Here is a 26,544-nt window from a genome sequence, read left to right as displayed (position 1 = left end):
CACTTTAGAAGCTAACGCCGGGACCACTTGTTGGTGGTTCAATCATCAAATCTATGACCGAACGTACGATGGGATGAAGTGAACTTTCGGACGGATTGGTATTAGCAATTTCCTTACCTTGTTGCAGAAGTTGACGTGCTCTGGTCGCATCTTTCCATTGTATGGTATTAAAGTTACGAAGGTGGAAGTCAATGAAACCCATTAACTGATAGATGAGTGTCACTGCAACAAACAAGCTGTTAATATCATCAAGAACTATTCGTCCTTGACGAACATCCTTTGAACGGATAACGGAATCGACCTGTGAACGAACAGCGGCTACCTGTTGGTCATATTTGTTGCCAAGCTCATTATTCCCTTTTTCAAGGCGGTCGAATTCTTCCCTGATTTCAGCTTCAATGGAATCCCATTCATGCCCTTGCTCGACTTCTTCCATTTTCAGGAAAGCACGGCGAATGTCAGCCTGAAGATGCATCCTACCATCTTCGGAGCTTTTTTCACCGTCGAAACGGTCGTTAACCTCATTGATGAGTTTTTCTGCTTCTGCTGTCTCAGAATCCTTAATTGCAGAAGAAGATTTAAGGGCATGGAGTTTTAAGTTCGCAGAGTCTTTGAGCCTTTCCAGTTCATGAGATGTAATAACCGAGCGAGCTTCGATTTTTACATCTTTTTCCACGGTATCTCCACTGAAGGGAAAGAATGCTTCTAGTTTCAACATTTGCGAACGATTCACCTTGATAGTGATGTCAACATCACTTCCAACAGGGATTATTTGTCCAATCTCATCGCCTGTTATGACTACATCAAAGACATGGTCGTTATGAATCGCAGATGTGCCGTCTGCGTTGTGTTCACTTTGATAGATGGGTATCACCAAAGTGTCCTCAGTCATGCCGGGACGCAATTGATTACGAGTCTTAAGTCCATTGAGTGTACCGACAGCTGGAAGCTGCTGGTTCTTTTCAAGACCTTTTACCGACTTTACCACATTCTTTTCGAGACCACTATCGTGAGCCTCAATTGAGATATTGTAAGGCAAAACAGCATTGCCGACAACAATACCCTGCATGATATTTATCTCTTTAGGAAAGCAAGGGATAGTTGTCCCTTTTTCGTCATAAGCGTTGACAGCAAACGCATTATTTTTGCCTTCCATGAGTTGACACTCTATGACATCACCTATCTCATTGATTTCGACTTTTCCGCTTGACCAACCGTTGTCGCTACGTACAAGTTCTACAAACAGTTTGGATGGAATATAACCGGAACATTCCTCTTTTGATAGTTGTACGGTTACAAATTCGATTGGTTGAACCGAATTTGCTTCATAAGAAAGTGTGAGTGCAACAGTACCGATGGCTAACTCTTCTTTGACATCACTATCTATACCGGAAGCAAACAGTGCCGCCCCTTTTGCAACAGCTGTCATGGGGTCAATGTCGGTATCAACATCGGGCGTGACTTGTTTGCGTAGCATCTCACGAAGAACTGGAGAATAAGTTGGTCCACCTACAAGAATCAGTTTGTCAAGGTCGCTTCCGGACAAACCATTACGTTTAAGAAGCTGCTTGGTAATGTCGATTGCCTTTTGAAACACGAGTGTGAGTACAGATGCAAGCTGCTCTTGAGTGATAACCATGTCGAGTTCTATTTCTTCCCCCTCATCATCTTCGCCAAACTCATCAAGTTGAGAGGTTATGTCAGCTTGTGGTTTGAATGACAGTTGATTTTTCGCTTGTTCAGCATAGAACTTCATGGCATCACGAAGAATGTTTCTTGTGGTTTCATTCTCCATAATGTTTGTGATAGAGTAATTCTCTTTTAGGTAAGGAATGATAATGCTATCAACGATTGCATAGTCAAGGTTTTTGCCGCCGAGGTAATTGTCTCCTTCGGTGTCCTTAACTTGCATGATGCCATCCTCTACCTTGATAAGTGCAACATCAAATGTGCCGCCTCCAAAATCGAACACAAGCCATTGACCATTTTTGTTGGATGCGCTCAGACCATACGCCATAGATGCGGCAATCGGCTCTTGGAGAAGTTCGCAATGTTCAATACCAGCCTTTTGAGCAGCACGTTTAGTAGCTGCGATTTGGTCTGCTTTAAATTTGGCAGGGATTGTGATAACAGCGGATGTAATATTTTCATCACCGATAAACGATTTGAGAGCCTTCAAAACTTCGGCAGAAAGTTGCTCCGGAGAAAAAGTTTCTCCCATATTAGAACTCTCATACGATTTGTCCGTACCCATATTTCGTTTAAACTCAATGAATACGTTTTCGCGGTCATTAGACCATTTTTTCGTGGCACGTGATTTGTCTTGGCGGAGGTCGTTATAGGCACTATCTCCTACTTTTGCAATTTTCTTTTTGGTAAAAGATACGCACGATGGCAAAGTGTCTTTCAACGTGTCTGTCTTTTTAATGACAGGCTCGCCACTCTCCATTTTACAAATTGCGGAATTGGTTGTACCAAGGTCAATCCCGAATTTCATTTTAGCTTGAGCCATGTTGAATATATTTTTAAATGTTTTGACTTACTGTGATTTGAGCTGATTGAATCATCTTGCCTTTGTAATTGATTTGAGGCTTGATGATGCCCGTGATTATTTGCTTGCCTTCTGGTAGTTCCTCATCTTCAACAAAATTTGCTGTAACCTTCATACCCTCATGATAGTCTTTACCAAGCATATCTACAAGCTCATATCCATTGACAAGCAGATTGTCTTTCATTTGCTTGATTGACTTGGAAAGCTGTTTATGACCTCTTACAGAGTTATCCATTTTGTATAGTGTCATCTCCATAAAAGTGATACGGTCAGCAAGAGTGGTAATCAACTTCTGTTCACTTTCGGTATTAACTCCCGGTGCAGATACAAGTGCCCCAATTTGTTTAGAAATAACTTGTATGTCATTCATTTCAGTAGACAGTCTGTAGACTATTTCCTCGTTGAGTTTGTCGGCCTTGGCAGATAGATTTTCCACCTCGTTTTTACGTTTCGCTATTGCTTTTCCAAATATGAATGCCAGTATAATGAAAATCAGTGCAATCACAATGATAATCCATAGACCAGTTTGTGATTTTTCGCGAATCGTTTGATTGAGAGTGTTTGAACTTGCTTGAAGTTCAGAACGAGTGTTTGAGATGTTGACATTAAGACTATCAGCAAGAGCTGTGATGTCATTTTTTGCTGCGGTCAGTTCACCTTTGAGAGAGTCTGTTTCAGTCTTTTGAGTATCAATTGTTTTATTCAAAGTCCTGATTTTAGCTTTAAGCTCACGATTCTCCGTTTTGAGAGTTTGAATACCTGAATTCGCAATGTCCAATTGCTGATAGCAATGACGAAGCGAATCGTTAGCATTTGCATTTACGGCAACTTGAACTGTGAGCGCAAATAATAATGTAGTAATTTTTGTCATCCTAAAACGTTTGCTAAAAATATTATGATTGCTATTATAATAACCACCCAGCACCCTACTGGAAGTTCATCATTAGATGATGACGTTGAAGAAGATGGGGGCGTAGTACGTGGCGGCGTTGTTGTCCTCGTGGTGGTTGTGGATGCACGAGAGGAAGACTGGTAACTCGAAGAAGACGTGGAGATATGAAGAGTTTCGCACATTTCTTTGAGTGAACTTCTATTGGGAATATATCGCTTTGTGCGGAAATCAGTCTCCATGTCAAATCCATCCATAATTGTAGTTGCTTTCCATGCTTCACGTAGAACTGGTTTTACCTTACTATCTATAATTTTCGTTGGTGAATGCTCATCATCTAAATAATTTAATAGTTTTGGGTCTATTCCACTTTCTTTTATAACCTTTACTACAGCGCTAAAATAATTTTGTGCCGTGTTTATCTCTTCGATGAGATTGTATAAAGCATTTCCTACAACCTGAGTAGAAAGCGACAGATAGAACGTATTGGCCGTACCAATTTTAGCCTTTATTGTCTGAAGCAGTGGTTTGGTGTTATTAAGCAGCGTTATTGAATGTGAAATTTTATCAGGTTGCTGGCAAAAACGGCGAAGTTCCTCTTTGACTTTACGGGTTTCTATGGCAACTTCTGCTGGAGGCATATCATCAACTGCCTTTTTCAAAATATCATAGTTCTCTTGACATCTATCCTTGGTGAGCTGTCCTATTGCAATTTGTAAGGCATATGCTTGAAGGGGCATTGCTTTTCGAGGGCTTTCTACATCATCATCAGAGGCATTATTGTAGTAGTTGATACCACACTGGAGTATTTGTTTGGCAAGATTATCTGCTACCATCTGATATTTCGTACTAGTTACACCAACAATATCTCTCACTTGTTTGAGTGCTGTTTTTGTTGAATTCATCAACACCATTCCTGCGGTGAGATTTGCATTGGCATCTTTGGAATTTACTGACTTGGCGGCAGATATTGCAGCATTAATCTCTGCGATAGGTTCATTAACTGCTTTTTCGCTGATAATCGCTTTGTCCGAAGAATTGTTTACAGCTGATAATAATTTTGTAGCCGGTATCTCCGTGAGTAAGTCGGCAATGAACATTTCCGCTATCTCATTTTCTGACAAGGTAATATTTTGCAGGCCAAGTGTTTCAAGCAAATCGACTCTATAAGATTCGTTATGAATCACCTTTGAAATATTTGCATAACCTTCTGCAAAATTACCCTCAATAAACGCAAGTACTCCGAGATTGATTAAAGACGAGAATGACTCTCTCTTTTGGAATAACTCTTTAGCCTTGATAATATCTTTAGACTGTAAGTATTTCAATGCTACTCCATCTATTGGAGACGCATTTATAAACCAAAACAAGGAGTGTTTCAGTTGATAGCTGTCAAGGTTAATTGCTGTGATAGCTGCTGCGATGTTTTCTGGAGTTCTTAGAGGTACTTCCTCTATAATTCCATCGAAATCATAAGGGAATATAACCGACTTACCAATCTTAGCAAAAGCATTGAGCTTGTTTTGGTTGGCGATGCGTTCCCTTAAAGGGGTGTTTGATAACACCCCTAAAGTACGATATGGGTTATGTTTTATAAGTTTAATCATTGTCTAAAATAACCATTTATACTACCATCTCTTGCCAAGAGACGGACGAGTTACCCTATATCGTTGATATAGAGTTGTATTTTCCTTTTTTATAGCTGATTTCGCAAAACATCTGGTATTTCTCGCAAAACAAAAAGCGTGACAACAAGTAAGATTTTCAGCGTTTTATGACTTAAGAATCATTATTTTGCGTAATTTTGCATTATAATATCCGTCTCTTGGCAAGCGTTGGGCAGATTCGCAAAACATTCACGGCTTCACAGCAAATCCAGTATTTTTTTATTGGCTTTATCCACCACTGAGGTATCCAGCGAAGCAAGATAGATTTGCGTGGTGTTCTCCGAATCATGCCCCATTCCCTCGCTAATGACAGAGATAGGCACATTGCGGCTTTTCGCAATACTTGCCCACGAATGCCGCCCGACATACATCGTCAAAGGTATCGGCAAGTCCAGCTGTTTTCCGATTTTTTTCAGCAAATGGTTCACCCGATGAAGCTCGTTGGCGTATTGTTTTCGATAATCTTCACCTCTTTTTGTGATGATTGGCAAAAGGTATTCGGTTTCGTTTACGGGATATTTGTCAACAATCTCCTGCATACATCTTTCCCATTTGATGAACAACTGCTGCCCGGTTTTGCGTCTGCGGTAGGAAAGAATGCCGTTCTGCAAGTCCTTCTTCCTCAGATAAGCCATATCAATGAACGACATACCCCTTGTGTAGAAACAGAATAGGAACATATCACGGGCAAAGTCAAGGTTTGGCTTCAACGACAAATCCAGCCCTTTGATGCATTTAAGGTCGCCAAGCGATATGGCTCGCTTCAAAGTTTTCTCCACTCCCGTATAGACAGACTTGAACGGATGCCGTTGTTCGGTCAATCCGTCTTCAGTGGCACGGTTATAAACCGCTTTCAGGATACGCATATAGAACGAGATGGTATTGGGCGAGTTGCCTCTGCCTTTTAGATAAGCCTCATATTCCGCTATCAGGTCAGCGTTAATCTGGTCAAACAAGACCTCTTTGTCATCCATAAAACTGCTGAAACTTCGGAGTGCTGCCGTATAGGTTTCCGAGGTGCGTATCTTCCCCAAGCGTTTCAATCTGGCAATCTGCTGGCGGATATAGTTGTTAAACGATGGCTCCTGCCTGTTGTCCTGAAAGCGCACGACTACATCATCCGTCACAAATGTGCCGGATTGGGATAAGGTCTGTATAATCTTGTTTAACCTGTCCTTATCCCATCTGATGCGTGAGCTTATCGAAAGCAAATGGTTGTTCCGCTCTTGCTTATTCGGAACACGATACAGTATGACCGCTTCGGAATGGGACTGCCATTCCGAAGCGAAAAGTTTATAGTCGGTATATATCTGCCTAACCACACGGTTATGAATCACCTGATAGTAGATTGTGCCCTCCTTGCCGCCTATGGTGGATGGGCGAAACTTGACCTTGACCGATGCCATGTCAGTCGGATTTGGATTGGTAACATTTCTCCATCTCCCTTGAAAGCTCTACAATCTCACGGCTCAGTTTCACAAGGTCGATGGTACACTTCTCCAGCTTGTAGAGCAACGCCATCGCCTTCTTCTCCGAGAAGTGGATGCGTAGCTCCTTGACAACCTGATTGTAGTTCGTGCCTATGTAGCGGAACTGGGCGTGGAAGTCCGACAGTTTGGTATAGTAGTCCAGCATCGTCTTGTCCACTTTCAGCACCTTGAACTTCTGACCGAAGAAGTGCGCCTTGAGAAAGACTGCCTTCGCGTACACGTTCGATTCCTCATACATCGTCAGAAACCTGTTCCATTCTACATCATCGAAGCGCACCATCACACAGTGTGTCTTCGGGTTCAACTTGGGATTTCTCCCGTACTTGCTCTTCTTCATGCTTCTTATTCTTTTAATTTTATGGCTTGTCCATTGCTTAATCTTTGATTAATGAACCCCGAAATTATCCGACTGCGGAGGATAATTCTGCCCACGGCGGTGAAGGCATTTTCAGTTACTTAGAATTATTCGGGTAACTGAAAATATATCTTGCTGTGTCTTTGAGGACACAAAAATCCTCCGCCTGTCGGATTGATTTCCGAATGTAATAACTCACTTTGTGTATCGGTCGAACCGATGGAGTGCATCCAACGGCTCAACCGATTCCACCGTAATCCCGTCAGAGTTTGCGCCACTGCTCGATGTCATTCCGGTAGGCATCGAGGTGCAGGCGGACAAGGTTTTCAATCAGTCCGGATGCGCTCATGCCCTTTCCTCCGAGGTAGCGGACAACCCTGTCCAGCTCGTCACGCACCGTCTCACTGACGAACACAGGCTTGCGGTTAATAATCTTGGGAACTTGCAGATAGGTGGTGCGGTACTCCTCCAAAGACAGCCTGCGCTGTTTGCTGCTGATGCGCTTCTGCGGCATTGCCGCTTCCTCGGTCGCCACTCCTGAAGGTTCATCTGTCATAGGTATTTCTGCTTCTTCCGTGACGGTCTTGCCGGGCTGTTCCGGCTCCTCCGGTTCCAGACCGATACTCCTGTAGAAGTCGTCTATCGACTTGGAGGTGTAGGGTTCCCTGCGCCCCATTTTTTCCACGATTTCACGAGCTTGATGCTCTGTAATGTTTGGTTCTTTTTTCATTGTAAAAACAAATTGATTAAGTTGTTGAATGTGGTCTTGGTCTATACCTTGACCGATTATCGGGAGCGAAGTAAGGTGCTTTAATGCAGTCAGTCAAGTACTTGGATTTTCTTAGGCATTTTTGTACGGTTTTGCTTTATGGAGATTGACAAATCGGTGCGGACTTTACCGATTTGCCGGATATGAATAGCTGAAAGTACAAAGGTACGATTGGGGACAATTTTAAATTAAGCTCTTATTTTGGCTGTGGCTTCTTTATAAAAAAAGGGAATTAAAGGCTGAACGGAAATCGTATTCCACCGACTTGCCCACAGATAAACGGAAAGCAGTACCCCGGACAATGTCTACCATATCGGCGCAACACGCTGCCACTTTTTGAAAATCCATTGCATGACAGCGGATAATGTATTTCTTTGTGGCAAAAGAAACAGTAACAATTAAAAGAAAGGCAATATGGAAATCGTATCAATCGAAAGAAAGACCTTTGAGGCAATGGTCGCCAAGTTCGACCGTTTCGTCAGCCGTATGGATGCCATCTGCCATCGGCACGGGGAAAAGAAAATGAGCGAATGGATGGATAATCAGGACGTGTGCCGTATGCTCAACATCAGCCCTCGCACGTTACAGACGCTTCGGGATAACGGCACGCTGGCTTATTCACAGATAAACCACAAGACGTATTACCGTCCCGAAGACGTGGAGCTCATTGTCTCCGTTGTGGAGGATAGAAGAAAGGAAGCGAAGTTCAAAGGCAGGACTATCTGATAACTAAATAGAGTGACAACAATAATTCCACTAAATCCAAAGTAATATGAACGAACTGATTAATAAAGACAACAAGTGGATAATCCACTTTATGGGCAGTCTTGACCGACTGCTTGATAATGTAGAGCACCTGACCGCCAACTACCGCCCGACATTGGGCGGTGAGCGTTTCTTCACTGACAAGGAGGTGTCGGCACGGCTGAAGGTGAGCCGCCGGACACTTCAGGACTACCGCAATGAAGGGCGTATCGCCTATATCCAGTTGGGCGGTAAAATCCTCTACCGTGAATCCGACATTGAAAAGATGCTGAATGACGGCTACCGCTCCGCCTACCGACAAAGGATAACTTGATTTTTCTTGAAGGAGCGCAGTTTGCCGTATGCCCTGTATTGCGGCGGCAATAGACTTCCGACAAAAAGAAAAAAGGAATGGCTTACAGACGAAGCGCAGTATTGACACTTCATCTGTAAGCCGTTCCTTTTCTGCTCTTATAATTACCCATCAGTTGCTTATTTTTCGTTGTCGGAGCCTTTCAAACGTGTGGCAACGGAAACAAGTGGCTGACGGGATGACCTCAACTATACCATCGGTTATTACTCCTGCCACAGGAAACAAACAACGTAACAGGCGTTTCTCTTTTGGTGGTGCTGATTTCATTTATTATAAACCGTCTGAACAAAGCACTTTCTTTACTGCATATCCTGAATGCAATGGCTATAACCATTTCAAGGTTGTAAACGTCATAACTGATACCATCCGGTTGCCTGATATATCGCATCGTATCGGCTTCATTCAGTTCATTGTTCTTATAGATTACCCGTATCGTCTTGCGGACATTGCACGAGAACACCCCGAACAGGTCGGCAATCTCAAATTGCATCATCCATACGGGTGCGGTCGGCATAGTGACTGCACCCGTTTCACTGATTGTTATTATACCTCTGCTCATAATTCCTTTATTTTATGATGATTATTTGCTATTTCTTCTTTTCGCCAGCCGATATTTCCTTTCTTCGTTCCATCAGTTTGTCCATATCTTTGGAAATTTTATCATCGGTTATCCGTGCATATCCCTGTGTCGTTCTAATATTGGAGTGTCCCATCATCTTGGCGATACTTTCAATGGGTATATCTGCCGAAATCAAAAAAGTGCCGAAGCTGTGCCGACTTTGGTGATAGGTCAAGTTTTCCTCTTTCCCTATGGTTATTCCCAATTCGTGAACCTCAAACCATAGGGCATCACGGTTGGGAAGAGGAAACACGGGCTTCTCGTCATCGGTCGTGTTATACAGCGACAATATCCGCTCCGCTATGGGATGTAAGGGTATGAATGCCTCTACCTTTGTCTTTTTGCGGTTGATGCGGATGTACCGTCTGCCATCAGCGTTTGTTCCGATATGGTGGGGATGAAGAAGTTTGATGTCCACATACGCCAGTCCCGTCAGGGTGGAAAATATGAAAGCCCGTCTTGCCAGTTCCATACGCTTGTCATACATCGGTGTGGAAAGTATCTTCTTGAACTCCTCACGGCTGATGTACCTGTGCCTTGCTTCCGGCTTTGTCTCATACTCCAGGTCCTCACAGGGATTTACACGGAGAATCTCCTTGTCTACGGCAAGATACAACAGGCGGTTCAGCCAACGCAGGCAATGGTTGGTCTGGGAAACCCCGAAGTTCTTGCATTTCTTCAAGTGGGCTTTGTAGGACTTGCCGAAATCCTCCGTCACTTCTTCAAGGGGAATGTCCTTTTTACCGATGGATGTAAGAAAATCCGTCAGGTACTTCTGATAATACATTGAACTTCGATAGGAAGAAGTCGAGTCTATTTCTTCGGAATGCTTCTTCAACCGCTCACGTTCCCATTCACCCATCTGTAGAAGAGTGGTCGGATGGATGTTGTTCAAGGATATGTGGTTCTTCAAAATTTCGGCACTGACCACACTTTGTGATTTCAGTATCTCATTGTAGGCTTCCTCTGTCAGTCGTAAATATTCTCGTAAACGGTTATTTTCCCTTACGGATTTAATCTCGTTTTTCTTGCTGTTCCATTCTTCCGGTCGGCAATAAATTCCCGTACTGATGGCAGTCTGTTTGCCGTCAATGGTTATACGGCAGAGTATGGCGGTCGTACCGTCAGCCTTTACTTTGCTGCGGTTAATGTAGGGCAAAAGTGAAAATGTGCTTCGCATATCGTTTTCTGTATTAAAGGATTAAAGAACTAATTGAAAATCTTTGGTGGCTTCTATGAACTTGTCCATGTCCTCGAAAAGTTTTTTAGGGCTGACACGGGCATAGACCTGTGTTGTGGAAATATCGGAATGTCCCAGCATCCTGCTGATGGTTTCTATCGGCACACCAGCTTCAAGCGTAATCAGCGAGGCGAAGCTGTGCCTCGCCTGATGGTAGCACAAATCATCCTTGATGCCTGCCAGTGCCGCCAACGCTTTCATGTGTCGTCTGAGATTTGACCAATACAACAAAGGGAACAGGGTGTCCCTATCCTCACTATGATATTTTTCAATCAGCGCAATCGCTTCCGGTAACAGTTTCACACTGGCACGAAGTTCGTTTTTCTTTCTTCGATACTTCAACCACAAAGCACCGCCCTCATCAGTATATAGGTTCTCGTGGGTAATCGAGACAACATCCGCATAACAGACCCCGGTGTAGCACCCGAAGAGAAACATATCCCTTGCCAGTATATGGGATTTGCGGTAAGCGGGTATTTCCACATCACGGATTTTCTCAAACGATTCACGACTCAATGCCCGTGGTGTCGTTTCCGTCTTCTTTGGTAAGGTAAAATGCTGGAAGTGGATTCTGTCGGCATATCCCTCCTTATATGCCAGACGGCATATCTTCTTCAGGATGGCAAGATGATGGCGGACGGTATCAATCGCATAGCCTTTCTCTTCCGTGGCAAAAGACTGATAGTCGTGGATGAATTGTTCCGTCAGTTGTCCGAAAGCCAAATCCTTGACCTTGTACTTGCTCTCGATGAACTCCCCGAGCGTCAGACGCATATAGTGATAGCCGGGATAAGTCCCTTTCGCACGGTCTATGCCGATACGTGCCTTGATGTCGTCACAGACTGCATCTGTCATTTTCATGAGGGTCATCTGTGTTTCCATGCTTCCTTGAAAATGATTCTTCACATCGGTGGCATCAAAATCCACTTTACGGCTTACAAGGTTATCGAAGGCGTTGTTCACCGCCAACAGCAACTTCTCAATCTTGGCATTTGTTTCCACCGCTTCCTTGCTCTTGCCGTTCAGACGGCTTTCACGGGGATTCCACAGTTCCGGTGTGCAGGACAGCTTGCAACCGAACTGCGCCATTGTCCTGTTTACCGTGATGCGTCCCATAATGGGAGCTTTACCTGACTTGTCCGGTCCGCTCTTTTTGAGGTAAAGCAACACCTTGAATTTTTCTACTTTCATACGCTTATATTTTTTTAGTGCAAAGTTACTTGCCATATAAGCGCTCTTTGATACGCAAAACACTGTGTATGAGCGCAAACAAAACGGTGAGGTTTTCTTTTCATCGCTTTGTGTTACCTATTCCCGTTTCGGTAACTACCCGGCTAACGGTTTGGTAACTGAACAACCTCAATATTCCGTTGTCGTTTGCATTTTCCACATTTTGCAGAATACAGAAATACAGCTCATTTCAAACGACTTACGTTTAATCTTTACCTGTTCATTATTGCTTGCTTCGCCTTGTATATTCCACGGGTTCAGGCACACATACGCGACCCTTCAGCTTGCCGCAGGAACAGACCTTTATACCATTTCAAAGATGCTCACGCACAGCAATGTCGGCACGACACAGGTCTATGCCGATGTGGTGAACGACCTCAAGCGCAAGGCATCCGAACAGATTACACTCAAATGAAAACCGACACATATATAATATGAACAACATAACATTCGACCAACTGCCGCAGGCGGTCTCCATGCTGATTGAAAAGGTGGGACTGCTCACTGAACGTGTGGAGAAATTCCTGTGTGACGCACCCTCGCAGCATGGCGAGGCACACACCTTGCTTACTTTGAACGAGGTTGCAAAGCTACTCGGAAAATCCGCGTCAACCATCTATGCCATGACATCCGACAAACGTATTCCGTACCACAAGCGCGGTAACAAACTCTACTTCTTCGAGGATGAAGTCATCGCTTGGATCAAACAAGGAGGCACCTCGGGAGTAGCCAGCGAGAGCGAGATTGAAAGACGGCTTGAAGAACTGCGCAACGGCAAGAAGCGCAAGCCGGGAGCGTTGACGGACGGCAACAGCCGGATGTCCGCAGTAGCACCATAATGTCACAGACCATGAACAAGGAGATACAGAACATACACTACTGCACCATACTCTCAGCCGGACAATGGGATTTTCTTTTGGGAGGCAGGTTTTCCCCTCTCAGACAAAGGTGCCTCTACCGCCTGATGAACGGTGCTGTGCGGACAAGAACCGCTTATAAAATCAAGGGCATTGATATTGTGCTGGAGGTGGGACAGGTGGCAGCTTCCGATGTGGAGCTTGCGGAGTTTTTGGACTGCAACCGTAAGACGGTCGGCAAGCTAATCGACAGTTTCAACCGCCTCGGTATGCTGACCACCCGGACCAACAACCGCACTTCCGTTCATTCCCTGCATTTTCTCACTGGCTGGTATGTCGGAGGTGTCCTTGTCACCAATCCCCATTATGTCAGACCTTCGGCTAACGCTAAAGAACTGACGGGCGATGTGCGGACACCTGTTTCCGACACTCTGCCGTCAGGGGATGAACCGGGAGGCGCAGCCATTGACTGCCACACAAGAGGGAAGGAAACGGACACTCTGGCTACAGGTGCGGCATCCCTTTCTTCTTCCCTTCTTTTGTCAGGCAGTCCCAATCCGTCAGCCGATGTGCATGACGGAGGCTGCCACAATCCGCCGTCCGATATGTTCATGGCGTACACAACCGCTAATCGGCATATCACAGACAGCGGCGACATGGCATCCGGCAGCAACGGCGCAGGGAGCCACAGCGAGGCGCAGGACGGCACGGATGACGGCGAGGCTACTCCGGCATAGGCTCGGCAGGTCGGGAAGCGCAGGGCGCGTTTTTGAGCGGTAATCCGTTATCGTGGGGTGACTGACTGGGCTTGCCCAGATATAGCCCACTATAACTACACGCTTCGCTTCCGTAGTTGTGGGCTCTCCCGAGGGGCTGGGCTTTGCCCCGTCCCACTTATGGCTCTGCCCTAAGAACCCGGTCGGAGGCTGTCAGCCCCCAACTCCCCTGACCAAAGAGTGACCCTCTCTTTGGAAACTCCGCCCAGAGGTCTCGACCCCTGAGAACCCCGAGCAGGAAGTGACCCTCTCCCTGCACCCTCCGATTAAGGCTTCGCCCTAATGACCCTTTCCCTATTGTAAATCTGTAAACATCATCATGCCTATGGCACAGAAGACATCAATCAACATCAAGCCCTGCAACATCGGAAGCAGCGAGGCGCACAACAGGCGGACAGCGGAATACCTCGCCTATATCGGCAAGGAAAAGTTCTATGTCCGCACCGACCTCATGGCGGCAAACGAGACATGGGTGGCACCTGATTTCGGCGGCACTTCGCTGTCGGAACGCTACAATCAGATAGCCGCGATGGTAAAGGAAAAGACAGGTCGGGCGATGCAGACCAAAGATCGGGAGCGTGTGAACAAGAAGACCGGGAAGGTGACCGTCGTGCGCGGCAGTACTCCGCTCAAGGAGGGTGTAGTGGTAATCAAGGATGATACCACGCTGGAGCAGTTGCAGCATTTCTGCGAGGTGTGCAAGGAGCGGTGGGGAATCACAGCTTTGCAAATCTTCATCCACCGTGACGAGGGGCATTACGGCACTCCCGGAGATACCGCCACATGGAAGCCCAACCTTCACGCCCATATCGTATGGGACTGGATGAACCACGACATCGGGAAATCCTGCAAGCTGGACGAGAAAGCCATGAGCGACATGCAGACGCTCTTGGCTGAGTCTCTTGACATGGAAAGGGGCAGCTCAAAGGAGCAGACGGGAAAGGAGCATCTTGAACGCGCTGACTTCATTCTTGCCAAGCAGAAGCAGGAAGCCGAACAGGTAAAGGCGGAAAAGGAAGCAGCCGAAGCCGACAGGGATGCCGCGATCCGTGAAACGGACAATGCCAAATCCGAACATGAAAAACTCCAGATCGGGAACGAGGAGAAGCAGCGGCGCAGCGCGGAACTTGACAGCGAAATCGCCGAAAAGGAGGAACGCGCGAGAGAGGTTGACCGGGAGAACACGGACAGCATAAAGTCCGGCATCGCCAATCTTTTCGGCAAGGGCAAGTACGCAGCCATCGAGCAGGAGAACGAGAAGCTGAAAGCCGAGAACGAGCATATCAAAGAATCTTTCCCCGATGCCGTCAGGAAAGAGGTGGCGAAATGGACGAAGACATTGACCGAGGCGAAGCGTGCGGTCGAACTGGAGCGGGACAGTGCCATGGCAATCGCTGACACTTATGAATCCGAGAGGGACACGGCTCTGCGACAGCTTCAGGAGCAGAAGACCGGGGAGCAACACCGCATCAGCATGGCGGTGAGCCGGGCAACGGCGGAGAAGGACAAGACCATAAGACAGTTGCAAGGTGCGCTGAAATCGAGCCGGGATATTCTGAATATCATCGCCGACATTCTCTACAAGGCAAGCGAGGTGTTCAGGCGAGCCGTTGAAGCTATTATCCATTTCGCCACGGAGCGGCACAAGTCAATCTTCTCTCCCTCAGAAGCCGCCGACATCAAGAGCGTGATGCAGAGCTACGGAGAGACCACCGAGCAGCAGAAAGCGGTCGGCACATGGCTTTGTGACTATGCGGAACACCGACAGCCCTTTGATGAAATAAAACATCGCCATACACTCAATGAGGTTGGCGATGTTGCTGAAGGTCGGTATGATTGGAAGATTGAGAAAGGACGAGGAGGAATCAGTCTGTAATCCTGTTATAAATCTCCTTCGTTATATCAGGCATCTTTTTACAATCCATCGCTTAGTAAGATACGATGTAATCAACACGGGGATAATGAGGAGAGCCGCCCATCCTGTACAAATCATAATTATAAATTCGTTGTCTGTAATGTATTTGCCCTCATCCGCAGGTATGTTTCCCGGTCGCATATTTGCCGTAACAGGATTCCAGTCGAATAAGAATATTAATAACGGAACTATCAGTAGCAAGGCAGAAAAGAGATACAGATATCCAGCAAGTTTCAGCCAAGAGTTTCCTTTATACAGCACCCATGTTGGGATGCCGGATATAACAAAATATAGGCACAACGCAGGCAACAGCAATATCAGCACAGCCCCGTTGCACGATTCAAACTCGGTTCCATTGCATAAAAGTACGACTAACATTTGGCAAAACAATATGACGCCACAAATCAGCATCATTGCCTCAAACTTCCAAAATCGTTTATCGGTCAGTTTCATAGGCTATGTTCTTTAGCTGTTCTTCAGGATTCCAATTCGCAGGCTTTTTCTGTGGGTCAAACCATTTTGCTCCAGCTGCAATCCATTTATTGCGATATTCCTTTCGGGATTCAGGAGTATAATCCTCATTGCCCCATTCTACACCGCAACAAGGACAAATGTCGAATGTCGGTGTCTTTCCATCATCACCCCACGGATTGTAATTGCCAAGTGGATAGCCGCAAACAGGACAGAAATTATTTCCAGCATCTCTTTTATCAACTTCTTTCTGTGGAATAAGTCTGAACACAGCAGAAAGCGCGCTCACCATCATGGAGGGAACAAAAGATAAGACTGTCCAATACAATAAGATGAAAACTGATACTCCGGCTGCCGTAAATCCCGGAGACATACCGGACTGAACAATCTCGGCTCTCTGCTCGAAATACAACAAGTAATCAATCACGCAGACAACGACCAATATAATAGCAAAGGCTATAATACAACACACATAGATTAACAATCCAAGTTTCAAACAACTGCCTCGTTTAAATACCTTCCATGCTACAGCCTGTCCGATTAAGTAATTCGGTAGGCAAGTAATGAAGTAGAGCGTAAAAAAATCATCCAGTTCCATTGGCCCGGATTCAAAAAACCGAAGTAGGCCTACTGTTAGAAACGATGACAACAAAGCCATTGCCTCAAATATCCAAAATCGTTTATCGGTCAGTTTCATTCTATGATATAGGCTTCAGAAGTTAATACATCAACGATATGCTCTGTTGTCTTTATGGCATAGTGTTTCACATTGAGAGAAGAACCGTATAACATTCTCATGCCTGTTGCCATCACTTCATTCAAATATATAGAATTACTGACCTCGTATAATGGATGAGAAGTCACTCCGTCCATTACCTCAATAATTCTAAAATGTTCAAGAGTAACTCTATACGCAAATACATTCTTAAATCGGATTGTAACTGTCTTATTATTGTCAAATCGGTCAAGCGCAACAATAAGGTCGGAAGCATCATAGTCAATAGAATTAACTGAACACTCACAACCAATCACATTTATAGTATGATAAATTTCGTTTTTCATCGCTAACTTCTTTTCACTAATACAAACATCCCAAAGAGATACCACAATGGATGCTTTAGAATTTTATTCCAGATATGTTTATGACATTTTTTCATTATTGTTATATACAATTCGGCGACCAATCTTTACCGTATATTTCCACATCATAATAATATTCATTCCATTCTTCGTAGAAATCAATCACCAGCGAATTGGTTAAACTTAGGTCGTAAAACACAATCAGTCCGCTATGCTCATCCTCATATTGAAAATCGGCATTAAAGAAATCTATTCCATTCAAGACTACTCTGCCACATAGGTCGGAATGCTTGATTGCCATATAAACCGCATCGTCATATCTTCTCCCGATATGTAACAGAATCTGTTTCAATTCGGTTTTCTCCAAAAACGGAATCCGTTGGGATTTCCAAGCGACATTGCCCTGCTGAAACAATTCGCCGTTCTGTATAATTTCCGCAGATATTGTATCGGAGTCTTCCAAACTCAATATCTTGAAATTGTCACCGATAACAAGTTTGGACAGTTGTTCCTGATATTCGGGAAGATACTGCTTCCCTTTATTTTTTCTTAGTAGAAACTGTAATCTGTTTTCCATATAGGGTTCTCCGACTTTTTATTTTTTTGTTCTCTTCGTTCCAAAATCGTTTATCGGTCAGTTTCATATTTTCTCAATGATTAAATCTAATGAGCCATCTTCCAACGCATTGTATTCGTCCAAATGGATATGTGTGCCACAAGGCACTTCAGCCTGTGCCAAATTTAACAAATGATTTGCTAACGAAAGCAACCCCTCTCGATTAGCTGAGATAATGACCTCATTGTCATTTGTGGAAATTTTGATGGAATAACCATCGCTCCAGCAAAGCCGAAGTCCGGTGTTTACGTTATATTCAGGTACATCTATTTCCATATCGTTATATTATGATAATAAATCCAGTAGATTCTCCTTATACTTACTTCCTCCGGCTATATTGGTTACATGTTCAATACCCCATTTATTCTTTTCCGAAAAGATTGCAGACTGACTGTTTTGCTCCAATGCAAAAAGAAGGTCAAGATATGATTGCTGATCTGTGGCAATATAACTCATTATGCGCTCATCGTCAGCCCAGTCTATTTCTACTATTTCTCCGGTTTCTTTAAGAATGGCAAGAGGAAAAGCCTCCCGCCATCCAAAGTATATAAATCGGTCAGTTTCCCTCAAATCATCAGATTTGACAAAACTAAAAATCATAATTGTGAGCTTGGAAACATCATAATTATTAATCAGGTCTATGACGGCATCATTCGACTCTGTAATATGATGTCCTTTTTTATCGCCAATGTGCAACTCACCCAAATATATTTGAGCAAAGCCTTCAGGCATCATCGAAAGCTCACATTCGTTTGGAGTTATCGCTCTTATTGCGGTTACAAATTCTGCTGCTGTCATAAGATATTGTCAAAGATCACCACCACGGATTTTTATAGGTGGCACGGCTATCACCGCTTTCGGGTTCTACAACATCAAGGTCTTTCCACTGCAAGAAATCATCCCATTCCGGAGTAGAATATCTGGGATTGATAACAATTTCTCCGGCTCCTATATCAAAATCAAAGCGGAATGGCAGACGGTTATCTCCCCACATACAGCGTTTTACTGTCGCAGGATTCTTGTAGCTTTGCCATGTGCCGACATAGGAGCGGTTCATATATCCGTCGCCGTCCTGATCTGTGTTGTCTAACTTAATGACTTCCGGTGCATCATTCGTTACATATCCGTATGCTCCCATTATGCCGTGAAACACTCCGCTTCCATTTTGTGTAGAATCTTCCTTAAGCGAATAATCGGCGATAATTTTATAGTAGTCAGGAGAATCAGCGTCACGCTCAAAAACATGGTAGATTTTTTTGATTTTGACTTCTCCCGAAAAATCGCAGACATTCTTCTTCACCTTTGTTCGCCCCTTTACGGAGTATGTCACGTAATCAGTTTTTACCGCATCAGGATAGAAATAGACTTCTATCCGCTTGAAATCATTGCCAAGTATCCCGTTGACAGGAGCATCATAAGTGTAGTCACCCCAATAACTATATGTTTTTAGAAAGGTAGGCTCTAAACGCAGTTTACCATCAATGAATAGCTGAGTACAGTCCTCAAACAATTGCCCTTCAATCGGGGTCATATATGTTTCATATAAATCGCTATAATCAATTCGAGCAAGATCAAGCGCATTATTGTCTATCCAATAATACATTGCGCCAAGTGCGTCGCGCTCAATTTTAAGCGGACTTGTGTCTGTTTGCATAGAATTCCCCTGACTTTGCGCCCATAGGTTACAGGAGAGAGCAAAGCCAACACACAGAATCAATATCTTATAGAGTGTTGCCATACGCAAAGTTACAACGAATAATCGACATTCGATGTGACAAATGTCCCATCAGAGCATGAAAGTTCAAAACGAGATTATTGTCTGAGCCGCAAAATTAATACAATTCTCGCTAAAACCGTTACGTTACTATGCGTAAAGTGTTTGAAATAAGTGAAAAACTGAAATATTATCCTTTTATAGCTCGATTCTGCTATTGCATCCCCATTTCCCTGCCTTTCCCTTCTGTTTTGGCTGCTAAATAACGTAGTTTGTACCTCGCTTGTTTCTTGAATTGTATATAGCGTTGATTTTCAGCAGTGGTAAGCAATTCCTTGACAACTCCACATGAAACGCTATTCATGCTCATAAGCATAGAATGTGTCAAAAACACAGCCACTATTCATATTTGCAGAATTATACAAATCCATAAAGTGTTTCGTTTCAGTTTCATTGTGCCATTTTGTGCTTTTATCGTATTGGATTAAGAACTCAAGAACGGATATTGACAACTTCATATCCAGAAATTCTTTTGTAATTCTCTCATATGCATCTGTTTTAGAATTAGCCTTGACAAAGACATATACAAATCCACCTTTTACGGGATTCTCCTTATACTTGTATTCTATACTTGCCCAAAATACCTTCATATACTTTACTGAATTAGATTTTATATTGCTTATCAGTCAGTTTCCAGGACGCACGCCATGCCTTGACAACTCCATATAGCGTTAAATCCATTTCATGATGATTTCGAGAACTTCGTTGAGTTTGTTGCGCAATAGGCGTTAGATGTATTCGGCATAACAACAAACCGTAAATGCAACTACCAGATTATAGTATCATCCCATTCTTGAACATCACTTGAATATGTATAATCATAATTAATGTCCCCACCATATGGACTGCAAAATCGCAATTCAAAAGCTTTGTCATTCGCATCCAATAGAAACCACATACCCTTATATTCATAAAAATTATCACCAACTGGCTTCAATCCCAAGTCCGAAAGTGATTGGCACTGCATTTTATGGGTTTTATTGTATTCATCTATAAGCCTTACCACTTCATTACCAGCCTGCAATTTTTCATCGTGTAATTTACCCACGCCACTAAATTCAGAAAGACATATAACCCCGATTACCAATGTTACGGCATAGACCGCCCCTTCATATTTTACAATTTGCTTTTTTATCTTCTTGGCATAGCATTTGACAAATAATAAAGGTAACTGGGATATAGCAAGAAAAACCATTACACAAGCTACCGCAGCAAAGACACGATATAGCAAATAATTCTTCCAAGGGTGCAGATTGATGTTAAGAGCGGTAGCATCCGCATTTCCTCCCAGCCAGAAAAAGAGAGCTACAAATAAAAAGATTATCATAATCCCAAAAATCGCTCCTTTATATAGCCACAGACCATATTTTGGACATTTCACCATTAGCCCAAAAGAAAGAATTACTGCAAAAGCTAATATTAGCATTATCAATGTTACCATATCGCAAAGTTACACATTTTCGCTGACATACAGCGTATTCCCTTGAAATTTATTGTCTCTTTGCTTTCCACTCTAAATCATAAAAATATCTATCAACCGTTAAAATATAGTTAAATATTTCATCCAAAACACACTCCTTTTCTAATCCTTTCATTCCCTCATAGCAACTTTTTTCACTCCCTCTTTTCATTAACGGATAGTTGTACCGTTATTTTCTTATATAGCTGATTATCAGCAGTAAAAGTCATTGAAAATCAATTCCACATGAACTCGGTCGTGCGTCAGCTTCATGAACAGAACACCGATGTCGTTATGGTAGATACTGGTAACTCCTATGAAGGTCTATGCGAGTATCTGGGTGGTAAGTATATATCATACACAGAGGAAAAGCCTATCACGATGAATCCGTTCCGCATCAACCGGGAGGAGATGAACGTGGAGAAAACGGGCTTTCTGAAAAATCTTGTGCTGCTCATCTGGAAAGGGACGCAGGGAACGATTACCAAGACGGAAGACCGCCTGATAGAACACGTCATCACGGAATATTATGATGCCTACTTTAACGGTTTCGAGGGTTTCACGCCCCAGCAACGGGAGGACTTGCGCAAAAGCCTTGTCATCGACGACCGCAATCGCGGTGAACAAAAGGGCGAAAGCGAGCAGGAACGTGCCGCACGTATTGAGGACACCATCAACAAGATAGAAAGCAGGCGCATGAAACTGAAAGTAAAAGAGCTTTCGTTCAATTCTTTCTATGAATACTCCGTGCAACGCATTCCAGACATCTGTGATGAGAACCGCATTACGGGCATTGACATATCGACCTACCGCTACATGATGAAAGACTTTTACCGGGGCGGGAACCACGACAAGACACTGAACGAGAACATGGACAGTTCACTGTTCGATGAGACCTTCATCGTCTTTGAAATCGACAGTATAAAAGATGATCCTCTCCTTTTCCCTCTTGTTACGCTGATTATCATGGATGTATTCCTTCAGAAAATGCGTATCAAGAAGGGTCGCAAAGTCTTGGTCATCGAAGAGGCATGGAAAGCCATCGCCAGTCCGCTCATGGCGGAGTACATCAAGTTTATGTATAAGACAGCCCGTAAATTCTGGGCAAGTGTCGGCGTGGTAACGCAGGAGATACAGGATATTATCGGCAGCGAAATCGTAAAAGAGGCGATTATCAACAATTCGGACGTGGTGATGCTGCTTGATCAAAGCAAGTTCCGCGAAAGGTTCGACACCATCAAGGCAATCCTTGGCTTGACCGATGTGGACTGCAAGAAGATTTTTACAATCAACCGCCTTGAGAACAAGGAGGGACGCAGTTTCTTCCGGGAAGTTTTCATCCGTCGCGGCACGACCAGCGGCGTGTATGGCGTGGAAGAACCGCATGAGTGCTATATGACCTACACGACGGAACGGGCAGAGAAAGAGGCTCTGAAACTGTACAAGCAAGAGCTTGGATGTAGCCATCAGGAAGCTATCGAGGCGTATTGCCGCGATTGGGAAGCCAGTGGCATCGGCAAGTCGCTGCCGTTCGCTCAAAAAGTAAACGAGACCGGACATGTGCTCAATCTCTGTTCCGAGTGTGAATCCCAATAAATACGACTGATATGAAACGACTTCTCCTGATTTTGATAATCGTCTCGGTCTCACTCTGCCAGAGTGTACATGCACAGTATTACAGTGTAAACTACGACACACGCACCGTTGCGGCAATGGTAGCTGCTTTCGGCACGGAAGCCGTTGCTGAAGGATATTATCGGGAGCAGGTCGATGACATCCTGAAGCACTACACGGCGGCAGAGGTTGCCGCAGCCGGAATTTTCGCCTCCAAGTTTTTGGAGCATAAAGCCCTGACCGACCTCGGTATATGGAACAGCCGAACGGAAAACTATTATTACCGGCGCATCTACCGGATGGTCGCAGAGAAAATCATGCCTAAGATATGGGTCGTAGCGAAACAGATGCTTCACTCACCGCAGACGGCTATCTATTGGGGCAGCTACCTGATGAAGATCTGCGACGATACCAAAAGTCTGTGTATGCAATTCGAGAGCGTGGTGACAAACAGCACGCTGACCTTCTCGGACATCGCATTCCTCGAAATCAATCCGGATATCGCCCCCTTGCTGAAACTGTCGGAAGCCGGTAACATCGACTGGCAGCGGATAATGAACGACCTTGCCCATGTACCGAACCGTTTTACGCGCGAAAACCTGCAAAATGACCTTGACAACCTTTACAACATGGGGGTCGGTCTTGCGACTGCCGGCATCGCCAACATAGGTGACGCGCTATTGCCCCAAAGTGCCTTCCACGAACTGATGAACGGCAAACTCGGAGCCATCGTCTCCCTGTATGACCACTATGGTGGTTTGCTTGAGCAGGCGGAGAACGGCATCGGAGCCATGTTGCTCGATAAAATCGGAGGTACGGATAATGTCGCCGGACTGTTCGGCTTCGGGAACTATGACCTGGCCGGATGGATGAGCGACTACCTGAGCGAGGCCACAGGAAGCTATTACACACAGCGGTGGTATATCGCCCGGCGCGACCAAGGAAGCGTATCTCTGTGCGACTACTATCCTCCGACGGATGACAACAGCATCCTGAACGGAAGCGCATGGGTACGTTTCAACACGAGCGACCCGAATTTCTATCCCAATGCCTCGCAACGGGAACAGGTGCTTGCCAACTCGGAAAATCATGCCGGTTGGTCGAGAAACCGCGTGCTGCAGTTGAACAACCAAAACGATGGGTTCAGCTACAGTATCAACTATTGGATGAGTGCCTATATCATCAGCAAGAAAAACAAGCAGACCAAGAAAGCATACGCATACGAAATCCATGTGAGCAAGAGCTGGAACAAGGAAGAGGTCGTCTATGAAGATGTCTTCGATTCCTACTCTATGGACTTGAACACGTTTCGGGCGCAACTAAACGTGCGGCTTGCGGAGTTCAACGAGAATGAGGACGGCTATACCTATTATATATCCTCCGGTACGCGGAACTATTATCAGGCGACGGACGCTGCCAAACTGAAAGGATGCGAGAGCGTGACCATCAGCGTGACCTGTTCCGACGGAGTGACGCTCGGACAAGGCTCCACCCAGTACAAATGCCGCAAGTGCGGCAGTTCACTGAACGCTCACACCAAAGAGTGCGCCATGCAGACTTCGGTCACGGAAAACAACCTTGACCTCTCGGAGCTGGATGCGATGTTGAGTGAGGCGAATGCCAAAGTCTCCGCACTTGAAGCACAAATCAGGACTTTGGAGGACGAAAATACGGCTCTTCTGAAAAAAATCAGTACGGCAAGCATCGAGGATGCGGCGGTCTATCGCCAGCAATACAATGCGAACAAGACACAGATAGACGGCTTGAAAGGTGAGCTGGCGGAATGGAAGAAAAAACAATCCGACTACAGCCAGGCGAAAATAGAAGCCGCAGACGACAACAGCGTGGCGACGGATGATTATTACCGCATCCCGGCCATCATGCAAGACTGTAAGGCGGCATACAGCCTTACGTGGCAGGACGGCGGAGCATGGACCGGTTACTCGTATGTACGCAAAGCGACGATGCCGAATATAAACGGTATCATCACGTTCAGGGCAACAGTCTCGATAGCCCGTAAACCGAAATATTTTCTGGGGATCAAGATACACCGCGCCATCATACAGATACGGTGGGAGCTGACCTCGGAATATACCGACACACACGTCGCTGACGTACTGACCTTAGACCCGAATCTGTCCGATGCGGAGAAGAGCAAAATAGTGAACGACCGCATCGCGGAGATTGCACGTGAACACCCCTCGTGTAAGATAACGACAGAATATGCCCGTACCACACCTGCGGAGGAGACACCGACCGGAGATGTGTACCATCTGCTGTGGTCGAGTGACCGCCTCGAAATCGCAAGGGAGGTGGATTCACGTATCACGAAGATATATGCTGACCTTGTGTCCTTGGAGAAGATGATGCACTACAAACGGAGCATCCTCGATGTAATGAAGGATGTACTGCCCGGTCTGGATATGGATGCCGGACGCCGGCTGACACTTGTGGAAGAGTGCCATGACCGCTGGGTAGAGAACGCACGGACACTCCGAAACGGGGTTGAAAGAAAGGAGGATCGGCAATGAGACGGAATCTGATTATTACCCTCATGCTGTTTGTCCTGCTGCCCGGTATCGCTAAAGCGCAGTGGACTTTCGATGTGGTTTCCGTCGAAGCCTACATCAATGATCATAAGAAGCAACGCAGCCTGCTGCTTGCACGCAGCACTTTGGAGTACAGCAACAAACTGTTGCACGAGTACAGCCGGAAGGAAGTCGGAAACTATAAGGAACTGAACGTAGATCTCGACCGGTACACCCGTGCGTTCGACGTCATCGACGTGATGTACCAGTCGTTACGCACGGTGCTGAATGTAAAAAACACTTATACGGCAGTCAGCGACCGCATTGGTGATTACAAGGAATTACTGGATGACTTCAATGCGAAGATACTGAAACGAGGGCACATTGAATCCGCGGACACGCTGATTATTGCCATCAACGCAAGAGGGCTACGAGCGATTGCCGCAGAAGGAGAACAGCTATACAAGTCGGTCAGCGACCTCGTGCTGTATGCCACAGGTGCGGCAGCCTGTTCGACCAGTGACCTGCTGATGGTGCTGGAAGCGATCAACCGGTCGTTGGACAACATCGAGCGGCATCTGAACCGGGCGTATATCGAGACATGGCGGTACATACAGGTTCGTATCGGCTACTGGAAAGCAAAAGTATATCGCTCACGCACCAAGCAGGAGATTCTTGACGATGCCTTCGGGCGGTGGCGCGGAGCCGGAAGATTGGAACATTAACGATAAAAGGGAAAAGAATATGAACAGAAGATTTTTACTCATGGCGGTTGCTGTTGTTGCAACGTCGGCCGCACACGCGCAGTATGTGACGTACAACCACGATTCGTCAAAACAGAATCAGGTCACGGTCATGGAAACGGGCACAGGGACACTATCCCCCGACCTTTATTACTCCGTGCTTCACAACAAATACAAAAAGTCGGCGGCGGCCAAGAACAAACTCTCGTTCCGCACGCTCGCAGGTATCAATCTATACAATCAGACGGACGAAGCGGAATCCATCGACTCCGCTCTGGTCAAACGAGCGAAAATCGAGGCGTTGAATGTCGCAGACCGGCAAGTGGACATTGCATGGCTCGCCGAGGGCAGCAAAGTCAATGGAGAGATGGAGCGGTTCAAACGCAACATCGACCGAATCCTCCTGTCCGGCGGCACTCCGTCAGACAAAGAGCGGTGGACGGAATACTACCATGTATATCAGTCTGCCATCGACGCTACGAAAGATGCCTATATGCCCAATTCGCAACGCAAGAAGGAGTATCTGCGCATCTATGAGGATGTGGCGAGACAGAATGAAACGCTCGTGTTGTTCCTTGCCAAACGGCAGAATGCCGGTGTGACAAGTGCGCTGCTGAACGCAACGGACAACCGCACCCTGCATAAGGGCAGCATTGTCCATAATGCCATGAACCGGTGGCAGAAATCACGCCTTGCGGTACGAGGTGCGCAGTCGGACGGCAATGGGAACGGCGGAGGTGACAGCGACGGGGATGAGACGGTAAACAGAGGAAAATAAAAATAC

The 26,544-nt window shown here is 45.4% G+C and carries 27 protein-coding genes and 2 pseudogenes; 10 read left to right on the top strand and 19 right to left on the bottom strand.

The genetic code is table 11. The annotated features are described in order from the left end of the window. Positions 1 to 4: 4 nt before the first annotated feature. The 6 genes from H8S64_RS11730 to H8S64_RS11705 form a co-directional block, all read right to left on the bottom strand. On the bottom strand, positions 5 to 2,512 hold the full coding sequence (locus H8S64_RS11730; RefSeq protein WP_117741759.1) for an Hsp70 family protein: 2,508 nt from the start codon (positions 2,510 to 2,512) through the stop codon (positions 5 to 7). Between the two features lie 13 nt (positions 2,513 to 2,525). After that, positions 2,526 to 3,422, bottom strand: coding sequence for a hypothetical protein (locus H8S64_RS11725; protein ID WP_186976225.1), 897 nt, complete (start codon positions 3,420 to 3,422; stop codon positions 2,526 to 2,528). Next, a complete protein-coding gene (locus tag H8S64_RS11720; RefSeq protein WP_186976224.1) occupies positions 3,419 to 5,047 on the bottom strand; it encodes a hypothetical protein in 1,629 nt (542 codons plus the stop codon). Before H8S64_RS11720 ends, H8S64_RS11725 begins: the two co-directional genes overlap by 4 nt. A 257-nt stretch (positions 5,048 to 5,304) precedes the next feature. Next, the gene (locus H8S64_RS11715) at positions 5,305 to 6,513 is read right to left on the bottom strand and encodes a site-specific integrase (RefSeq protein WP_117741756.1); all 1,209 of its coding nucleotides are present in this window, start codon (positions 6,511 to 6,513) and stop codon (positions 5,305 to 5,307) included. A 1-nt stretch (position 6,514) separates the two neighbouring features. Beyond that, positions 6,515 to 6,934 carry a conjugal transfer protein MobA gene (gene mobA, locus H8S64_RS11710; protein ID WP_117741755.1) on the bottom strand — a complete coding sequence of 140 codons (420 nt, stop codon included), beginning with the start codon at positions 6,932 to 6,934 and terminating at the stop codon, positions 6,515 to 6,517. Between the two features lie 280 nt (positions 6,935 to 7,214). Continuing rightward, positions 7,215 to 7,682, bottom strand: a complete 468-nt coding sequence (locus H8S64_RS11705; RefSeq protein WP_122141280.1) for a DUF3408 domain-containing protein — start codon at positions 7,680 to 7,682, stop codon at positions 7,215 to 7,217. Between the two features lie 453 nt (positions 7,683 to 8,135). On the opposite strand from H8S64_RS11705, the gene H8S64_RS11700 reads away from it, so the two are divergent. Next, positions 8,136 to 8,447 (top strand): helix-turn-helix domain-containing protein, encoded by a 312-nt coding sequence (locus tag H8S64_RS11700; RefSeq protein WP_117741753.1) that lies wholly within the window; start codon positions 8,136 to 8,138, stop codon positions 8,445 to 8,447. A gap of 46 nt (positions 8,448 to 8,493) precedes the next feature. Continuing rightward, on the top strand, positions 8,494 to 8,799 hold the full coding sequence (locus tag H8S64_RS11695; RefSeq protein ID WP_118161444.1) for a helix-turn-helix domain-containing protein: 306 nt from the start codon (positions 8,494 to 8,496) through the stop codon (positions 8,797 to 8,799). Between the two features lie 223 nt (positions 8,800 to 9,022). Here the strand turns inward: H8S64_RS11695 and H8S64_RS11690 are convergent, their stop codons facing one another. From H8S64_RS11690 to H8S64_RS11680, 3 genes are read right to left on the bottom strand one after another with little or no spacing between them, the layout of a single operon-like run. Then, positions 9,023 to 9,397 (bottom strand): virulence RhuM family protein, encoded by a 375-nt coding sequence (locus H8S64_RS11690; protein WP_117741751.1) that lies wholly within the window; start codon positions 9,395 to 9,397, stop codon positions 9,023 to 9,025. A gap of 28 nt (positions 9,398 to 9,425) precedes the next feature. Beyond that, positions 9,426 to 10,637 (bottom strand): site-specific integrase, encoded by a 1,212-nt coding sequence (locus tag H8S64_RS11685; protein WP_119993626.1) that lies wholly within the window; start codon positions 10,635 to 10,637, stop codon positions 9,426 to 9,428. A gap of 21 nt (positions 10,638 to 10,658) precedes the next feature. After that, on the bottom strand, positions 10,659 to 11,888 hold the full coding sequence (locus H8S64_RS11680; RefSeq protein ID WP_118161441.1) for a site-specific integrase: 1,230 nt from the start codon (positions 11,886 to 11,888) through the stop codon (positions 10,659 to 10,661). Positions 11,889 to 12,174: 286 nt separating this feature from the next. On the opposite strand from H8S64_RS11680, the pseudogene H8S64_RS22565 reads away from it, so the two are divergent. The 4 genes and pseudogenes from H8S64_RS22565 to H8S64_RS11660 all read left to right on the top strand — a co-directional run. Beyond that, positions 12,175 to 12,342 (top strand): annotated as a pseudogene (locus H8S64_RS22565) (tyrosine-type recombinase/integrase); the annotation flags it as partial. 19 nt (positions 12,343 to 12,361) lie between these two features. After that, on the top strand, positions 12,362 to 12,766 hold the full coding sequence (locus tag H8S64_RS11670) for a helix-turn-helix domain-containing protein (protein WP_186976223.1): 405 nt from the start codon (positions 12,362 to 12,364) through the stop codon (positions 12,764 to 12,766). A gap of 11 nt (positions 12,767 to 12,777) precedes the next feature. Then, on the top strand, positions 12,778 to 13,521 hold the full coding sequence (locus H8S64_RS11665) for a hypothetical protein (RefSeq protein ID WP_186976222.1): 744 nt from the start codon (positions 12,778 to 12,780) through the stop codon (positions 13,519 to 13,521). A gap of 364 nt (positions 13,522 to 13,885) precedes the next feature. Further along, positions 13,886 to 15,436 carry a mobilization protein gene (locus H8S64_RS11660; protein ID WP_186976221.1) on the top strand — a complete coding sequence of 517 codons (1,551 nt, stop codon included), beginning with the start codon at positions 13,886 to 13,888 and terminating at the stop codon, positions 15,434 to 15,436. Between the two features lie 21 nt (positions 15,437 to 15,457). Here the strand turns inward: H8S64_RS11660 and H8S64_RS11655 are convergent, their stop codons facing one another. The 10 genes from H8S64_RS11655 to H8S64_RS11610 all read right to left on the bottom strand — a co-directional run bounded on the left by H8S64_RS11655 (position 15,458) and on the right by H8S64_RS11610 (position 20,857). After that, positions 15,458 to 15,928: a hypothetical protein gene (locus H8S64_RS11655; RefSeq protein WP_186976220.1), complete on the bottom strand. Its 471-nt coding sequence runs from the start codon at positions 15,926 to 15,928 to the stop codon at positions 15,458 to 15,460. Beyond that, positions 15,912 to 16,643, bottom strand: a complete 732-nt coding sequence (locus H8S64_RS22400) for a hypothetical protein (RefSeq protein ID WP_222621178.1) — start codon at positions 16,641 to 16,643, stop codon at positions 15,912 to 15,914. Before H8S64_RS22400 ends, H8S64_RS11655 begins: the two co-directional genes overlap by 17 nt. After that, positions 16,640 to 17,008, bottom strand: a complete 369-nt coding sequence (locus H8S64_RS11645; RefSeq protein WP_186976219.1) for a hypothetical protein — start codon at positions 17,006 to 17,008, stop codon at positions 16,640 to 16,642. The genes H8S64_RS22400 and H8S64_RS11645 overlap by 4 nt, the downstream gene beginning before the upstream one ends. 100 nt (positions 17,009 to 17,108) lie before the next feature. Next, positions 17,109 to 17,603, bottom strand: coding sequence for a hypothetical protein (locus H8S64_RS11640; RefSeq protein WP_135993795.1), 495 nt, complete (start codon positions 17,601 to 17,603; stop codon positions 17,109 to 17,111). Between the two features lie 63 nt (positions 17,604 to 17,666). Next, complete coding sequence (locus tag H8S64_RS11635) at positions 17,667 to 17,918, bottom strand: Imm32 family immunity protein (RefSeq protein ID WP_186976218.1); 252 nt, start codon at positions 17,916 to 17,918, stop codon at positions 17,667 to 17,669. 9 nt (positions 17,919 to 17,927) lie between these two features. After that, positions 17,928 to 18,440 carry a hypothetical protein gene (locus H8S64_RS11630; RefSeq protein WP_186976217.1) on the bottom strand — a complete coding sequence of 171 codons (513 nt, stop codon included), beginning with the start codon at positions 18,438 to 18,440 and terminating at the stop codon, positions 17,928 to 17,930. Positions 18,441 to 18,456: 16 nt separating this feature from the next. After that, positions 18,457 to 19,380 carry a hypothetical protein gene (locus H8S64_RS11625; protein ID WP_186976216.1) on the bottom strand — a complete coding sequence of 308 codons (924 nt, stop codon included), beginning with the start codon at positions 19,378 to 19,380 and terminating at the stop codon, positions 18,457 to 18,459. A gap of 190 nt (positions 19,381 to 19,570) precedes the next feature. Beyond that, a complete protein-coding gene (locus H8S64_RS11620) occupies positions 19,571 to 19,726 on the bottom strand; it encodes a hypothetical protein (protein WP_186976215.1) in 156 nt (51 codons plus the stop codon). Beyond that, complete coding sequence (locus H8S64_RS11615; protein ID WP_129662236.1) at positions 19,713 to 20,006, bottom strand: hypothetical protein; 294 nt, start codon at positions 20,004 to 20,006, stop codon at positions 19,713 to 19,715. The genes H8S64_RS11620 and H8S64_RS11615 overlap by 14 nt, the downstream gene beginning before the upstream one ends. 176 nt (positions 20,007 to 20,182) lie before the next feature. Continuing rightward, positions 20,183 to 20,857, bottom strand: a complete 675-nt coding sequence (locus H8S64_RS11610) for a hypothetical protein (protein WP_186976214.1) — start codon at positions 20,855 to 20,857, stop codon at positions 20,183 to 20,185. 258 nt (positions 20,858 to 21,115) lie between these two features. Between H8S64_RS11610 and H8S64_RS11605 the strand changes: the two are divergent. From H8S64_RS11605 to H8S64_RS11590, 4 genes and pseudogenes are all read left to right on the top strand, one after another. Then, positions 21,116 to 22,471 (top strand): annotated as a pseudogene (locus tag H8S64_RS11605) (TraG/VirB4 family ATPase); the annotation flags it as partial. A gap of 11 nt (positions 22,472 to 22,482) precedes the next feature. Further along, on the top strand, positions 22,483 to 25,020 hold the full coding sequence (locus tag H8S64_RS11600) for a GumC domain-containing protein (protein ID WP_186976212.1): 2,538 nt from the start codon (positions 22,483 to 22,485) through the stop codon (positions 25,018 to 25,020). Further along, a complete protein-coding gene (locus tag H8S64_RS11595) occupies positions 25,017 to 25,742 on the top strand; it encodes a hypothetical protein (RefSeq protein WP_186976211.1) in 726 nt (241 codons plus the stop codon). The genes H8S64_RS11600 and H8S64_RS11595 overlap by 4 nt, the downstream gene beginning before the upstream one ends. Before the next feature lie 19 nt (positions 25,743 to 25,761). Further along, positions 25,762 to 26,538 carry a DUF5045 domain-containing protein gene (locus H8S64_RS11590; RefSeq protein ID WP_186976210.1) on the top strand — a complete coding sequence of 259 codons (777 nt, stop codon included), beginning with the start codon at positions 25,762 to 25,764 and terminating at the stop codon, positions 26,536 to 26,538. The last annotated feature ends 6 nt before the right edge of the window (positions 26,539 to 26,544 follow it).

Origin of the sequence: Butyricimonas hominis (genome assembly GCF_014287455.1) — a bacterium.
GTDB lineage: Bacteria > Bacteroidota > Bacteroidia > Bacteroidales > Marinifilaceae > Butyricimonas > Butyricimonas muris.
This window is presented reverse-complemented; position numbering and strand designations above follow the sequence as displayed.

Coding starts and splice junctions, on each gene's coding strand:
- H8S64_RS11730 (WP_117741759.1), bottom strand. CDS start 2,512: ATGGCTCAAGCTAAAATGAAATTCGGGATTGACCTTGGTACAACCAAT.
- H8S64_RS11725 (WP_186976225.1), bottom strand. CDS start 3,422: ATGACAAAAATTACTACATTATTATTTGCGCTCACAGTTCAAGTTGCC.
- H8S64_RS11720 (WP_186976224.1), bottom strand. CDS start 5,047: ATGATTAAACTTATAAAACATAACCCATATCGTACTTTAGGGGTGTTA.
- H8S64_RS11715 (WP_117741756.1), bottom strand. CDS start 6,513: ATGGCATCGGTCAAGGTCAAGTTTCGCCCATCCACCATAGGCGGCAAG.
- mobA (WP_117741755.1), bottom strand. CDS start 6,934: ATGAAGAAGAGCAAGTACGGGAGAAATCCCAAGTTGAACCCGAAGACA.
- H8S64_RS11705 (WP_122141280.1), bottom strand. CDS start 7,682: ATGAAAAAAGAACCAAACATTACAGAGCATCAAGCTCGTGAAATCGTG.
- H8S64_RS11700 (WP_117741753.1), top strand. CDS start 8,136: ATGGAAATCGTATCAATCGAAAGAAAGACCTTTGAGGCAATGGTCGCC.
- H8S64_RS11695 (WP_118161444.1), top strand. CDS start 8,494: ATGAACGAACTGATTAATAAAGACAACAAGTGGATAATCCACTTTATG.
- H8S64_RS11690 (WP_117741751.1), bottom strand. CDS start 9,397: ATGAGCAGAGGTATAATAACAATCAGTGAAACGGGTGCAGTCACTATG.
- H8S64_RS11685 (WP_119993626.1), bottom strand. CDS start 10,637: ATGCGAAGCACATTTTCACTTTTGCCCTACATTAACCGCAGCAAAGTA.
- H8S64_RS11680 (WP_118161441.1), bottom strand. CDS start 11,888: ATGAAAGTAGAAAAATTCAAGGTGTTGCTTTACCTCAAAAAGAGCGGA.
- H8S64_RS11670 (WP_186976223.1), top strand. CDS start 12,362: ATGAACAACATAACATTCGACCAACTGCCGCAGGCGGTCTCCATGCTG.
- H8S64_RS11665 (WP_186976222.1), top strand. CDS start 12,778: ATGAACAAGGAGATACAGAACATACACTACTGCACCATACTCTCAGCC.
- H8S64_RS11660 (WP_186976221.1), top strand. CDS start 13,886: ATGGCACAGAAGACATCAATCAACATCAAGCCCTGCAACATCGGAAGC.
- H8S64_RS11655 (WP_186976220.1), bottom strand. CDS start 15,928: ATGAAACTGACCGATAAACGATTTTGGAAGTTTGAGGCAATGATGCTG.
- H8S64_RS22400 (WP_222621178.1), bottom strand. CDS start 16,643: ATGAAACTGACCGATAAACGATTTTGGATATTTGAGGCAATGGCTTTG.
- H8S64_RS11645 (WP_186976219.1), bottom strand. CDS start 17,008: ATGAAAAACGAAATTTATCATACTATAAATGTGATTGGTTGTGAGTGT.
- H8S64_RS11640 (WP_135993795.1), bottom strand. CDS start 17,603: ATGGAAAACAGATTACAGTTTCTACTAAGAAAAAATAAAGGGAAGCAG.
- H8S64_RS11635 (WP_186976218.1), bottom strand. CDS start 17,918: ATGGAAATAGATGTACCTGAATATAACGTAAACACCGGACTTCGGCTT.
- H8S64_RS11630 (WP_186976217.1), bottom strand. CDS start 18,440: ATGACAGCAGCAGAATTTGTAACCGCAATAAGAGCGATAACTCCAAAC.
- H8S64_RS11625 (WP_186976216.1), bottom strand. CDS start 19,380: ATGGCAACACTCTATAAGATATTGATTCTGTGTGTTGGCTTTGCTCTC.
- H8S64_RS11620 (WP_186976215.1), bottom strand. CDS start 19,726: ATGAGCATGAATAGCGTTTCATGTGGAGTTGTCAAGGAATTGCTTACC.
- H8S64_RS11615 (WP_129662236.1), bottom strand. CDS start 20,006: ATGAAGGTATTTTGGGCAAGTATAGAATACAAGTATAAGGAGAATCCC.
- H8S64_RS11610 (WP_186976214.1), bottom strand. CDS start 20,857: ATGGTAACATTGATAATGCTAATATTAGCTTTTGCAGTAATTCTTTCT.
- H8S64_RS11600 (WP_186976212.1), top strand. CDS start 22,483: ATGAAACGACTTCTCCTGATTTTGATAATCGTCTCGGTCTCACTCTGC.
- H8S64_RS11595 (WP_186976211.1), top strand. CDS start 25,017: ATGAGACGGAATCTGATTATTACCCTCATGCTGTTTGTCCTGCTGCCC.
- H8S64_RS11590 (WP_186976210.1), top strand. CDS start 25,762: ATGAACAGAAGATTTTTACTCATGGCGGTTGCTGTTGTTGCAACGTCG.